This window comes from Rahnella sp. BIGb0236, from assembly GCF_004364755.1.
GTDB classification, from domain to species: Bacteria; Pseudomonadota; Gammaproteobacteria; order Enterobacterales; family Enterobacteriaceae; genus Rahnella; species Rahnella victoriana.
In genome coordinates this window covers 32,553-46,351 of sequence record NZ_SOAO01000018.1, presented here as the reverse complement: position 1 = coordinate 46,351, position 13,799 = coordinate 32,553, and the positions used below count along the sequence as shown (strand labels likewise).

The window sequence follows — 13,799 nt, the reverse complement described above, 5'->3', positions numbered from 1 at the left end:
ACTGTCTGTTTTAAATAAAAAAGCGATAACCGTTTCGCCGTCACCGCACTATCAGTCAACAAAACATTGCGCTAACGCAAACCGCTCTCATCCCGCATCGCCTAGACTTTCTGTCGTTACTTTGTCTCTGGCGCGGTTTTCTTACCGGAGACTATCTTTCAATAAGACGGAGAGATCCCGGAGCCTGAATTCCATGTTAACGCACTTTTTCGTCACGGGTACGGATGCCCGTGTAGGTAAAACCATTGTCACACGTGCCTTGCTTCAGGCCTTAGCCGCGCAGCATCGCTGCGTTTTAGGCTATAAACCTATTGCAACTGGCAGCCAGGAGCTGGCCGACGGGGTTCGAAATAAAGATGCGGTAACTCTCCAGCAGTCATCTTCTATTTCTTATCCTTTTAATAAAATAACGCCACTGGCATTAACGGATGAAGATATTTATGCCAGTCATATCCCGGATAATGTTTTTGAAATAATGACGAATGGCCTCAATTTCATGCGTGAAGAGGCGGATTCTGTTGTTGTAGAAGGTTGTGATGGCTGGAGGACATTGATTACCCCACATCTTTTATATTCTGACTGGGTACGCCAGCAAAATATGCCGGTGGTATTAGTGGTCGGTATTCAGGAAGGGTGTGTCAGTCATGCCTTATTAACCGCACAAGCGATTATTGCCGACGGACTGCCGCTGCTGGGCTGGGTGGCGAACCGCATCAACCCGTGTCTGGCACACTATCAGGAAACCATTGACGCCATCAGCGCCAATATTTCCGCGCCGCTGCTGGGGGAAATTCCGTATCTGCCCCGGGCGGAAAGTCGCGATATGGCGAAGTTTATCGACCTGTCCAGCTTCAATCTGAAGACGCTGGCAAAAGCCTGACGGTGACGTTGTCACGGAAAATCTGTCCTGAAGAGGCGCTGAGTGCACAACTCAGCGCCTCTTTTTTGTCTATAATCGGGTATCTGCCTGAGTGCATTCATCAAGACAAGTCTAAAGAAAACAGGGAACATGGCCGTCAATCATTCTGATGTAAACACATCTGCTGTTAAATCTTCTCACCGCCCCCTCATTCTGACCGCCTGCATGTTGTCGATGTTCATGGCCGCCGTGGAAGTGACCATTGTGGCGACCGCGATGCCGACCATTATCGGTGATCTCGGCGGCTTCTCGCTGCTGGGCTGGGTGTTTGCGGTCTATCTGCTGACGCAGGCGATCACTGTGCCGGTTTACGGGCGACTGGCCGATCTCTACGGATGCCGCAAGATGTTTTTCATCGGCACCACGCTGTTTTTGATCGGCTCAGTGCTGTGCGGATTTGCGCCTTCCCTTGGCTGGATGATTGGTTTCCGTGCCTTGCAGGGGCTGGGTGCCGGAGCGATCACGCCGATAGCCACCACGCTGATTGCCAATGTGTATGGCCCGCAGGAGCGGGCGAAAGCGCAGGGGTATTTGTCGAGTGTCTGGGGCGTGTCGGCAATCGTCGGGCCGCTGATGGGCGCGTTTATAGTCTCGCATTTTCCGTGGGCGGTGGTGTTCTGGGTGAATGTGCCGATCGGTCTGGTGGCGATGGTCATTCTGGTGAAATACCTGCCGCCCGACGGCCAGCGTAAACCGCATCAGCTGGATCTGGCCGGTACCGGTTATCTGACCCTTTCTGTCGCGGCATTATTGCTGGCGCTGTTGCAGGCCGAAGTGCTGGGTTACTGGGCGCTGGCGCTGGCGCTGATCGCGTTTGCCGTGTGCAGCGGATTACTGCTTATCCGTCAGGAGCGTAAAACGCCGGAGCCGTTATTCCCGCTGGCGCTGTGGGAAAGTAAGGTGATTATTGCCGGTAATGTCGGGGGGCTGATCATCGGCGCGACCATGATGGGGATCAGCGCGTTTTTACCCACCTATGTTCAGGGCGTTCTCGGCGGCACACCGCTACAGGCGGGCACCACACTGGCGCTGATGTCGATCGGCTGGCCGCTGGCGAGTATGTTCAGTGGCCGCCTGATGCGGGCAACCTCGTACCGCGCAACGGCGGTCACTGGCGGAGTATTGCTGGTGGGCGGCAGTCTGGCGTTGCTGCTGCTTTCACCATCGTCCGGTTTATGGATGGCGCGGCTGGCGGCCTTTTCGATTGGCGCAGGGATGGGGCTTTCTAACACCACTTTTATTGTTTCGGTACAAAACAGTGTGGAACCGGCTATCCGCGGCATTGCGACCGCGTCCACACTCTTTACCCGTATGCTTGGTTCCGCCATCGGCACGGCGGTGCTGGGGGCGACGCTGAATCTCAATCTTGAATACCGCCTGCCACAGGTAAACGATCCGGTGCAGCAACTGATGGAGAAAGCCACCCGCAGCACGATGGGTAGCCAGCAACTGAGCGCGCTGACCGACAGCGTGGCCGCCTCGCTGCACTGGGTGTTCGTGGTCTCGGCGGTGATTTCTGTGCTGGCAGTCGCCGCCGGTTTACTGATCCCGTCCGGCGACCGCCCGCATACTGAACCTCAGCGGGAAAGCTAAGCCGCAGGCCGTTGTTGCAGCCTGACGGCGATTAACATCAGCGTCAGGCTGATAAACACGGCCACCGACGCCATCGCCATACCATCGCCCACCGAACCCTGTTCAAACTGCCGCCAGACATACACCGACACCGTTTGTACGCCCGCCGGTGACAAGAGCAGGGACGTCACCAGTTCCCGCGACGCCACGGCAAACACCATCATCATCGACGCCAGCAGACTGGGAAATACCAGCGGCAGCAAAATCAGCCGTAATGTCTGTGCCGCCGTCGCGCCATGCACCCGTGCGGCGGCATCCAGATTGCCACCAATCTGCTTCAGCGCCGCGCTGACATAGCGCACCGGATAAGGCAGCAGCAGGCAGCAATACGCCAGCAGCAGAATGCCCCAGGTGTTATACGGCGTGACCGGCCAGAAGCTGCGGTTCCACGCCAGAATCAGACCGACGCCGACCACAATCCCCGGCAACGCGGCCGGTAACAGCGACAACCCGTCGATCATCGCCGCCCCGCGAATTTTACGCGCCACCACCAGCCACGAGGCCAGAAAGCCTGTCGCCCCGGCGATCAGCGCTGTGCCCAGCGCCAGACTGAGGCTGGTCGACAACGCACCAAGCGCGTCGCCGTGGGCGGCAAACAGATTGCCAAAATGCCGCAGGGTCAGGTTGGATACCGACAAGCCGCCGGACAGGGTGCGCGAAAACGCCGTGGCCAGCATGGAGACCACCGGCAGCGCGACGGCGATCAGTGCGACACAGGTAAAGAGTATCAGCACCGGTAGCGTCCAGCCCGCCAGCGGTTTTTGTGTCACGTCCGCCGGTTTGCCGGTCATGCTTTCGACATTTTTGCCTGCCAGCACGGCGCGCTGGACGCTGTAAGCACACAGCGCCATTGCCACCAGCATCAGCGACAGCACCGCCGCGCCCGGCAAATCAACCGGCCAGTCGGCAAGGCGCTGTTCAATGCCGGTAGTCAGCATCAGGATACCGCTGCGCGACCCCAGCGCACCGGGTACGCCGTACTCTTCAATCGACAGGGTAAACGCCAGCAGCAGGCTGGAGGCGATAGCCGGTAACGCCATCGGCAACGTGATACGGATAAACGCCCGCCACGGCCCCGCGCCGTGAATGCGCGCGACATCGGCCAGACGACTGCCGCTGGCGGCCATGCTGCGTGACACCGCGAAATACACCACCGGGAACACATTCAGCGTCATCACCGCTACCATGCCCGGCAGGGAAAACAGAAAATCATTCAGATGCAGCCACGGCAGCAGTTGCTGCGCATAACCGTTGGTCTGTAACGCCAGCATCCACGACAGCGCGGCAATGTACGGCGGCAGCAGGAAGGGCACCAGAAACAGGATATCCCACAGCGCGGCGGCGGGCAGTGCGAACAGGCCACGCAAGGCACCGAGCGGTACGCCAATCAGCCCGCTGCACAGCGCCACACCCAGACCGACTTTTAACGTGGTGGCAAACAGTTCCTGTAACTGAGATTCGGCGAACACGCGGGTAAAAGCACTGAACGGTGCGGAATAACTGCCGGTATCGAGATGCGGAAAGACCGCCTGTAAAATCACAAAACTGACCGGCACCGCGACCAGCAGCAACAGCGCAATACCCGTTACGCCCGGCAGGAAAGCATTTCTATTCATTGATTACATCTCAGAAGCGGGCTGCTTTTTAACAGCCCGAGAAGGAATTATTGCTGGCTGAACAGTTTCGCAAAGCGGTCGAGAACCTCTTTACGTGACGCAGAAGCCTGTGAGGATCCCGGTAATAATTTCAGTGATTTAAACAACGGACGTTTGGCCTCGATATCGCTACGGGCAGGCATCAGCCAGGCATCGGCGACCAGTTTCTGACCTTCCGCAGACAGTGCGTAATCGATAAAGGCTTTGGCTTCCTTCTGTTGCTGGCTGGATTTGAGGATCATCATCGGGCGCGGTGCGATCACCGTGCCGCTTTCCGGGAAAATCACTTTGACCGATTCACCGTCCTGCACGCTGGCGTAAGAGACATAATCCACCGCGCCGAACACGGCGGCTTTCGCCCCCTGTAACACCGGCGTCAGTGCCTGTGCGTTTGGCCCTGCGATGATCATGCCGTTGGCTTTCAGATCTTCAAACAGCGTCCATGCCTGCTGCGCGTGAGCATTTTGTAACCCGATCAGCAAATCCAGAGAGGCACCGGAAAGCGACGGATCTGGCGTGGTGACTTTGTCTTTGAATTCCGGTTTGGCTAAATCGCCCCAGTCTTTCGGTTCGGTGGTGCCGCTTTTGGTATTCCACACAATCCCCAGTGCGGAAATCCCCTGAGCGACGTAATACGGCGTTTTGAACTGCGCCGGAACCTGTTCCGCATTCGGGCTTTGGTATTCGAGCAGCCAGCCGCGCTGTTCAAGATCGGTGGCGGTATCCCAGGACGCCGAAATTAAGACGTCCGCGCGCGGGTTGGCCTGTTCGGCTTCCAGTCGCGCCATCACTTTGCCGGTGGTTGCCTGAAACACATCGACTTTCACGCCGGTTTGTTTTTCATAGCCTGCGGCCAGTTTTTTTGCCAGAGAACCCGGCCCGGCGGTATAGAGCGTCAGCGCCTGCGCATTGCCGGCGGCCATTGCGAGAGAAAGAGTCATTGCTGTCATTACGCCTGTTTTGGTACGGGAGAACGTGTGAGGAGTTTTATTGTGTGTGCGGTTCATCATTTTCATTCCATCAAAGGTTAAGCAACAAAAGGGGAAACAACGGAAGGGTCAGTCTGGTCAATGCTGACGATCGCGCCTTTATCCATCCGCGCGATGCAGTGAGCGAGTGTGCGGGCTTCATGCTGATCGTGAGTGACATACACCGCCGTGGTGCCGAGCTGGCGCAGCAGGGTCGCCATTTCGTCGCACAGACTTTCGCGCAGGTCACGATCAAGGTTCGACAGCGGCTCGTCGAACAGCAAAATGCGTGGCTCGGCGACAATTGCCCGCGCCAGTGCCACACGCTGTTGCTGACCACCGGAAAGTTCAGCAGGGCGGCGCGAGGCGAAATCCGCCAGCCCGACGCGGGCCAGTGCGGCGATCACTTTTTCCTGTTGCACCGCGCCACGGATACCGCGCATCTGCAACGGAAACGCGACGTTCTGGCGCACGGTCATGTGCGGCCACAGGGCGTAATCCTGAAACGCCATGCCGAGATTGCGTTTTTCCGGCGGCAGGCTGAATGTTCCGCTGGCGACGATATCGCCGCCGAAACTGATCTGCCCCGATGCGGGATGGAGTAATCCCGCCAGCATTTTCAGCAGCGTGCTTTTTCCGCAGCCCGAAGGGCCAAGCAGCGCGAGAACCGTCCCTTCCGGCACGGATAAATTGACGTGATTGAGTACCTGATTGTTCCCAAAGAAATGGGACACCTGATGAATGGCGATAGCAGGAGGAGAAGACATGCGCGATGGCGCATTCCCGCTGGTATGAGCTGGAATGATCATGGTTGGTACTATCCTCTTTGGGATTTAATTGTGGGTGTGAGCGTAAAGGGGGAATGTGACGGACGGATGACAGTTTGTGTGGGTTCTTGTCGGGGAGGCGTACGAAATGTGAAGACTGACTGGGACGACTCCCTCCCCTGCGAAGGGGAGGGTTGGGGTGGGGTATTAACGAAAAATCAAAGAGTTGAAGTGTGCTTTTACAGAGTGTTTGGCTTTAAAACCCCCTCCCGGCCTCCCCCTTCGCAGGGGGAGGAGCAAAGAAAAACGGCTCTTTGAAGTGGGAGGAGCAAGCACATCAGCGATTGCAAAGCTTGTAATACACCTCATTCCAGCGGATCTGATTCTTGAAGTCCGGCAGCGTGGTGTCGTTATCAATCACCAGCAATTCAATCCCGGTAAGTTCCGCATACAACCGCAGGGCGTCGATATCCAGTGCCTGTGAGAACACGGTATGGTGCGCGCCGCCGCCGAGGATCCAGGCTTCTGCCGCCGTGGCCAGTGATGGCTGGGCTTTCCAGATCGCGCGGGCCACAGGCAGTTTTGGCAACGGATGTGGCTGTTCAACGGTATCCACCAGATTGACCAGCAGACGGAAACGGTCGCCCATGTCGATGACGCTGGCATTGACCGCCGGGCCTGCCGGGGTGGAGAAGATCAGACGCGCCGGATCCGCCTTGCCGCCTATGCCGAGGTACTGCGCATCAAGCAGCGGTTTTTCTTCTTTGGCAATCGACGGACACACTTCCAGCATGTGCGAGCCGACCACCAGATCGTTGCCCGGTTTGAAGTGGTAGGTGTAATCCTCCATGAACGAGGTGCCGCCTTTCAGACCGCTGGCCATCACTTTCATGATGCGCAGCAGGGCTGCTGTTTTCCAGTCGCCTTCGCCACCGAAACCGTAGCCTTTTTGCATCAGACGCTGAACCGCCAGCCCCGGCAATTGCTTCATGCCGTGCAGATCTTCAAAGTTGGTGGTGAACGCACCGAATTTGCCTTGTTCGAGGAAACGGGTCATCCCCAGCTCGATTTTTGCCGCATCCAGCAGATTCTCACGACGTTCACCGTTGAGTTTCACGGCGTCGGTCAGGCGGTAGGTGGCTTCGTATTCTTCAATCAGCGTATCAATATCGCCTTTGCTGACTTCGTTGATCACGCTGACCAAGTCACCGATCCCGTACGCGTTGATGCTGTAGCCGAACTGGATTTGTGCCGCGACTTTATCGCCTTCGGTTACCGCCACTTCACGCATGTTGTCGCCAAAACGCGCCACTTTCAGGTGCTGGCTTTCGTTTTTCGCTGCCGCAACGCGCATCCACTGGGCGATACGGCGATGGGATTCGCCATCCTGCCAGTGACCGGCGACCACGGTGTGCTGCTGACGCATACGGGCGCCGATGAAACCGAACTCGCGGCCGCCGTGTGCGGTCTGGTTCAGGTTCATAAAGTCCATGTCCATGGTTTCCCAAGGAATTTCAGCGTTGAATTGCGTATGGAACTGCAACAGCGGTTTATGCAGGATGCCCAGACCGGCGATCCACATTTTGGCCGGGGAGAAGGTGTGCAGCCAGGTGATGATCCCCACGCAGGCATTGTCGTAGTTGGCTTCGCGGCACAGCGCAGTGATTTCATCCGGCGTGGTGACCAGTGGTTTAAGTACCAGTCTGACCGGCAAACCGGCTTCGCTGTTCAGGCTATTGACCACCTTCTCGGCGTTCTCTTTTACCTGACGTAATGCTTCCGGTCCGTACAGATGCTGACTGCCAATGGCGAACCACACTTCGAGATGTTTAAACGCGTCCATTTGTAACTCCTGAATATCGGATAGGTAAAATAGGGATTAATGCGCCGGTTTCGCTGCAAACAGCGGTTCTGTGCTGGCACACCATTGTTGATAACGTTCGTACAGGCGCTGATATTGTTCGACGCGCTGCGGGTCCGGCAGCAGGGTGCGTTCGATGCTGCAGGCCATTTTTTCCTGAGCGGCAGGCACATCGCTGAACTCTCCGGCGGCGACGGCGGCAAAAATCGCGGCGCCCAGCGCGCAACACTGATCGGAGGCGACAATCTGCAACGGACGGTTCATGACATCGGCGCAAACCTGCATGATGACCGGCGATTTACGGGCGATACCGCCGAGTGTCAGGACGTTTTCCACCGGAATATCCTGCTGTTCGAAACACTCCATGATGGCGCGCGCGCCAAAGGCCGTCGCCGCGATAAAGCCCCCGAACAGTTCCGGCGCTTCGGTGCCTAAATTGATGTCGGTAATCACGCCTTTCAGACGCTGGTTGGCGAAAGGTGTCCGGCGACCGTTAAACCAGTCGAGTACCAGCGGCAGGTGATCGAGTTTCGGACTGGCTGCCCACGCGGCGGTAAGATCGGACAGCAGGTTTTTTTGCAGGCTGGTCAGTTGTGGTGCCATTTCAGGATGGGCTTTGGCCGCCTGAATCAGCGGCCAGCTCAGCAGACGACTGAACCAGGCGTACATATCACCGAAAGCGGATTGTCCGGCTTCCATCCCGATCATGTCAGGTACCACGCTGCCTTCGACCTGTCCGCAAATCCCGGCAATAGCCCGGTCGTTGACCCGTTCTTTATCGGCGATCAGAATGTCGCAGGTGGAGGTGCCGATCACTTTGACCAGCGTATACGGCTGTGCGCCCGCGCCGACTGCGCCCATATGGCAGTCGAATGCGCCGCCGGAAAGCACCACGCTGGCCGGTAGGCCAAGGCGCTGCGCCCATTCCGGCGTCAGGGTGCCCACGGCCTGTTCGGCAGTGACCGTGTCGGTAAACAGCGGGTATGGCAGATGTTCCACCAGCAGCGGATCGAGCGCGGCAAAGAAATCTTTGGGTGGCAGGCCGCCCCAGGACGGATGCCAGAGCATTTTGTGTCCTGCGCTGCAACGACCGCGCACCACTTTATCGGGTGCGGTCGTGCCGGAAAGCAGGGCGGGCACCCAGTCGCACAGCTCAACCCAGGAGGCGGCGGCTTCTTTCACGGAGGCATCGGCGCGGGAAACGTGCAGGATTTTCGCCCAGAACCATTCGGAGGAATACACGCCGCCGATATAGCGGGAATAGTCAGGGAAATCGCCGCTGCGGCACAGGCGGTTGATCTCTTCGGCTTCTTCGATTGCCGTGTGATCTTTCCACAGCACGAACATGGCATTCGGATTTTCGGCAAACTCCGGCTTCAGCGCCAGAATGTTGCCTTCACTGTCTACCGGTGCCGGCGTGGAGCCGGTGGAATCGACGCCGATCCCCACCACACGCGCCGCACGCTCGCTGCCCAGACGCTGCACCACGTTTTTAATCGCCTGTTCCATGGCTTCTATATAGTCGAGCGGATGGTGGCGGAACTGATTTTTTGCCGCTTCACAATAGCGACCTTCATTCCAGCGCGGGTAATACACCACGTCGGTTTCCATCTCGGCACCGGTCTGGCAATCCACTGCCAGGGCACGGACGGAATCGCTGCCAAAATCAAGACCAAGAGCAATCGCACCTTGCGTCATTCTTTCTCACTCCTTCAGGTTTGCCGTAGTCATTACGGCGGCGAATCGAATTGATCTAACAGTAGGAGGATGGAAAAAAGGGAGTGAGGAGGCGTTAGCTGGAAGTATGCACAAATCTGCTCCCCGTGATGTTTCTGTGAGGTTGGTCAAATGTTAGCGTTTGGCTAAAATCGCTATATCTATGCACAATCCTGCTGTTTTCCTGCCGTGTGATAACGCTCTACATTCCTTTGCAAAATTACCGCTAAAACTTAACCCGTCTTACAAGAAAGTGTGACGTCAATCCGCTACAGACAGGACTTCGCCGCACATTCACTTTGTTTCCTTACGCTACTGATAACGTTTTCATGATTGCGCAAAACCACCAGATTTCGGACTGCGATTGTGAAAAACAACAATAAAAGTCGGAGAACATCATGCATAAATTCACTAAGGCATTAGCGGCGGTCGGGTTAGCTGCCCTTATGTCACATTCAGCTATGGCGGCTGAGAATCCGAAGCTTGGCTTCCTGGTCAAGCAACCGGAAGAGCCGTGGTTCCAGACTGAATGGCGTTTCGCAGATAAAGCCGGGAAAGATCTGCATTTCGACGTGATCAAAATCGCCGTGCCGGATGGTGAAAAAACCCTGAACGCGATCGACAGCCTGGCGGCCAACGGCGCGAAGGGGTTTGTCATCTGTACGCCAGACCCGCGTCTCGGGCCAGCCATCATGGCGAAAGCGCGCAGCTATGACATGAAAGTGATCCAGGTGGATGACCAGTTCGTGAATGCCAAAGGCAAGCCAATGGAAGAAGTGCCATTAGTGATGATGGCCGCGACCAAAATCGGCGAACGTCAGGGGCAGGAACTGTATAAAGAAATGCAAAAACGTGGCTGGAAAGCTGCTGATACCGGCGTGATGGCGATTACTGCCGATGAGCTTGACACCGCACGTCGTCGTACTTCCGGTTCCATGGACGCGCTGAAAGCGGCCGGCTTCCCGGAAAAACAAATCTACAAAGTGCCCACCAAATCTAACGATATCCCGGGCGCACTGGATGCCGGTAACTCGCTGTTAGTGCAGCATCCTGAAGTGAAAAACTGGCTGATCATCGGCATGAACGACAACACCGTATTGGGTGGCGTGCGTGCAACAGAAGGTCAGGGCTTTAAAGCCGCTAACGTGATCGGCATCGGCATCAACGGTGTGGATGCGGTCAATGAGCTGTCAAAAAGCGCGCAAACCGGCTTCTACGGTTCCCTGTTACCCAGCCCGGATATCCACGGTTATAAAAGTATCCAGATGCTGAACGAATGGGTCACCAAAGGCGTTGAACCACCGAAATTTACCGAAGTGACGGATGTTGTGCTGATCACCCGCGATAACTTCAAAGAAGAACTGAAGAAGAAAGGCTTAATGTAATTTCCTCGTCATCCTTCGGGCTGCAGATGCGTTGACTGCGTTCGCTCACCCCGGTCACTTACTTATGTAAGCTCCCGGGGATTCACGAACTTGCCGCCTTCCTGCAACCCGAATGATTTAGAGGAATAGCGAGTTAAACGAGCATTAGATAACGCTGCTGCATGGCGGACGACAGGAAGTTTTACGAACTGTTTTCTGTTGTGCAGTGGCGTGCATCCATACTTACTCAACTTCCAGGTAGTCACTATGACTCAGCAATCTTTCGATAATAAGACGCCTTTGCTGAAACCGTCACTGACGGAGTTTGATGCGGCCAGGCCGTATCTGGAATTCCATGACATTGGCAAAACTTTTCCGGGCGTGAAAGCGCTGGACGGTATTTCATTCAATTGTTACGCCGGTCAAATTCACGCGCTGATGGGCGAAAACGGTGCGGGTAAATCCACGCTGCTGAAGATCCTCAGCGGGAACTATCAGCCTTCGCAGGGCAGTATTCATATCAAAGGCCAGCCGGTCGCGTTCAGCCATACCACGGATGCGCTCGATGGCGGTGTGGCCATCATTTATCAGGAACTGCATCTGGTGCCGGAAATGACGGTGGCAGAGAACATTTACCTCGGCCAGTTGCCGAGTAAACACGGTTTCGTAAACCGTAAATTGCTGCGCTATGAAACCAAACTTCAGCTCGAACATCTCGGGCTGGATATCGATCCGGATACGCCGCTGAAATACCTTTCCATCGGCCAGTGGCAGATGGTGGAAATCGCCAAGGCACTGGCGCGCAATGCCAAAATCATTGCCTTCGATGAGCCAACCAGCTCGCTGTCTGCCCGTGAAATTGAACAATTGTTCCGCGTTATCCGTGAGTTACGGGCAGAAGGGCGCGTCATTTTGTATGTCTCACACCGTATGGAAGAAATCTTTGCATTAAGTGACGCTGTCACGGTTTTCAAAGACGGACGCTATGTGCGCACCTTTCATGATATGTCTCAGGTGGATAACAGCAAGCTGGTGCAGGCGATGGTAGGCCGTAACCTGGATGACATTTATGGCTATGCGCCGCGTCCGCACGGTGACATTCGTCTGGAACTGAATGAGGTGAAAGCGCCGGGCGTGAGAACGCCGGTTAGCCTGACCGTACGTCAGGGGGAAATCGTCGGCCTGTTCGGGCTGGTGGGGGCCGGGCGCAGTGAGTTAATGAAGGGATTGTTTGGCGGGACGCGCATTACCGGCGGCACCGTCCGGCTGGATGGCGCGGTGCTGAACATCCGTAAACCGGCAGATGCGATCCGTCAGGGCATCATGCTTTGCCCGGAAGACCGCAAAGCCGATGGCATCATTCCGGTGCACTCCGTGCGCGACAACATCAACATCAGCGCCCGCCGCAAAACGGTGAAAGCGGGATGTCTGATCAACAACGCCTGGGAAGCGAAAAACGCGCGTAAACACATCGATGCGCTGAATATCAAAACCCCCAGCGACCAGCAGCTGATTATGAATCTTTCCGGCGGTAACCAACAGAAAGCCATTCTTGGCCGCTGGTTGTCGGAAGAAATGAAAGTCATTTTGCTGGATGAACCGACGCGCGGGATCGACGTCGGTGCCAAGCATGAAATCTACAACGTGATTTACGCACTGGCAAAACAAGGCATCGCGGTGCTGTTTGCATCCAGTGATTTACCGGAAGTGCTGGGTCTGGCCGACAGGATTGTGGTGATGCGCGAAGGCGCAATCTCCGGCGAACTGTTGCATGACGACGCCACCGAAGAAAAAGCACTGGGGCTCGCCATGTTGCGAACGCCAGACCTTGATTCTGCCCCTGACGCTGCCTGACTGAGGAGCAAAAATATTATGTCGAGTATGACAACCAATTCCGCCAAACCGGATCAACCTTCAGCCGCTTCCCGTGGCGGGCAGGGTCTGATGCGTATCTGGGACAGCTACGGCATGTTAGTGGTGTTCGCCGTGCTGTTTATCGCCTGTACCATTTTCGTGCCAAATTTCAGTTCCTTCATCAACATGAAAGGGCTGGGGCTGGCGATTTCGATGTCCGGCATGGTGGCCTGCGGGATGCTGTTCTGTCTGGCTTCCGGTGACTTCGACCTGTCCGTGGCCTCGGTGATTGCCTGCGCGGGTGTCACCACCGCCGTGGTGATCAACATGACTGAAAGCCTGTGGATTGGCGTGGGTGCGGGTTTACTGCTCGGGATGCTGACCGGTTTGCTCAACGGTTTTGTTATCGCGCGTCTCAAAATCAATGCGCTGATCACCACGCTTGCCACCATGCAGATTGTGCGCGGTCTGGCGTACATCATTTCTGACGGTAAAGCGGTGGGCATTGAAGACGAACGTTTCTTCGCACTCGGCTACGCCAACTGGCTGGGACTGCCCGCGCCAATCTGGCTGACGGTCGGCTGTCTGATCATCTTTGGTCTGCTGCTGAACAAAACCACTTTCGGGCGCAACACGCTGGCGATTGGCGGTAATGAAGATGCCGCGCGTCTGGCGGGTGTGCCGGTGGTACGCACCAAAATCATCATCTTTGTGCTGTCCGGTCTGGTGTCGGCGGCAGCGGGGATCATTCTGGCTTCGCGTATGACCAGCGGCCAGCCAATGACCTCACTGGGCTTCGAGCTGATCGTCATCTCTGCCTGCGTCCTGGGTGGCGTTTCGCTGAAAGGCGGCATTGGTAAAATTTCTTACGTGGTATCCGGGATCCTGATCCTCGGTACCGTGGAAAACGCCATGAACCTGCTGAACATTTCCCCGTTCTCGCAGTATGTGGTTCGTGGTCTGATCCTGCTGGCGGCGGTGATCTTCGACCGCTACAAACAGAAAGCGAAAAAGACCGTTTGATGCGGTTTTGTGATAACGCTTTCACAAAGTAACACGTACG

At 56.2% G+C, this 13,799-nt stretch carries 10 protein-coding genes; 5 read left to right on the top strand and 5 right to left on the bottom strand.

Annotated features, from left to right (window positions below):
- The first annotated feature begins 193 nt into the window (after positions 1 to 193).
- The gene (bioD, locus tag EDF78_RS23655; RefSeq protein ID WP_095922109.1) at positions 194 to 880 is read left to right on the top strand and encodes a dethiobiotin synthase; all 687 of its coding nucleotides are present in this window, start codon (positions 194 to 196) and stop codon (positions 878 to 880) included.
- 129 nt (positions 881 to 1,009) lie between these two features.
- Positions 1,010 to 2,512, top strand: a complete 1,503-nt coding sequence (locus EDF78_RS23650) for an MDR family MFS transporter (protein WP_133824026.1) — start codon at positions 1,010 to 1,012, stop codon at positions 2,510 to 2,512.
- Here the strand turns inward: EDF78_RS23650 and EDF78_RS23645 are convergent.
- From EDF78_RS23645 to EDF78_RS23625, 5 genes are all read right to left on the bottom strand, one after another.
- Positions 2,509 to 4,167, bottom strand: coding sequence for an iron ABC transporter permease (locus EDF78_RS23645; protein WP_133824025.1), 1,659 nt, complete (start codon positions 4,165 to 4,167; stop codon positions 2,509 to 2,511). The two genes, EDF78_RS23650 and EDF78_RS23645, sit on opposite strands and share 4 nt — an antisense overlap.
- A 47-nt stretch (positions 4,168 to 4,214) precedes the next feature.
- The gene (locus EDF78_RS23640) at positions 4,215 to 5,156 is read right to left on the bottom strand and encodes an ABC transporter substrate-binding protein (protein WP_205948401.1); all 942 of its coding nucleotides are present in this window, start codon (positions 5,154 to 5,156) and stop codon (positions 4,215 to 4,217) included.
- Between the two features lie 77 nt (positions 5,157 to 5,233).
- The gene (locus EDF78_RS23635; RefSeq protein WP_095922105.1) at positions 5,234 to 5,983 is read right to left on the bottom strand and encodes an ABC transporter ATP-binding protein; all 750 of its coding nucleotides are present in this window, start codon (positions 5,981 to 5,983) and stop codon (positions 5,234 to 5,236) included.
- Between the two features lie 295 nt (positions 5,984 to 6,278).
- Positions 6,279 to 7,784, bottom strand: coding sequence for an L-arabinose isomerase (gene araA / locus EDF78_RS23630; RefSeq protein WP_133824024.1), 1,506 nt, complete (start codon positions 7,782 to 7,784; stop codon positions 6,279 to 6,281).
- Positions 7,785 to 7,820: 36 nt separating this feature from the next.
- Entirely contained in the window at positions 7,821 to 9,500 is a 1,680-nt protein-coding gene (locus EDF78_RS23625) for a ribulokinase (protein ID WP_095922103.1), read from the bottom strand.
- 416 nt (positions 9,501 to 9,916) lie between these two features.
- On the opposite strand from EDF78_RS23625, the gene EDF78_RS23620 reads away from it, so the two are divergent.
- From EDF78_RS23620 to araH, 3 genes are all read left to right on the top strand, one after another.
- On the top strand, positions 9,917 to 10,903 hold the full coding sequence (locus EDF78_RS23620; RefSeq protein WP_095922102.1) for an arabinose ABC transporter substrate-binding protein: 987 nt from the start codon (positions 9,917 to 9,919) through the stop codon (positions 10,901 to 10,903).
- Positions 10,904 to 11,149: 246 nt separating this feature from the next.
- The gene (gene araG, locus EDF78_RS23615) at positions 11,150 to 12,736 is read left to right on the top strand and encodes an L-arabinose ABC transporter ATP-binding protein AraG (RefSeq protein WP_133824023.1); all 1,587 of its coding nucleotides are present in this window, start codon (positions 11,150 to 11,152) and stop codon (positions 12,734 to 12,736) included.
- Positions 12,737 to 12,754: 18 nt separating this feature from the next.
- Entirely contained in the window at positions 12,755 to 13,759 is a 1,005-nt protein-coding gene (araH, locus tag EDF78_RS23610) for an L-arabinose ABC transporter permease AraH (RefSeq protein ID WP_133824022.1), read from the top strand.
- Positions 13,760 to 13,799: the final 40 nt, after the last annotated feature.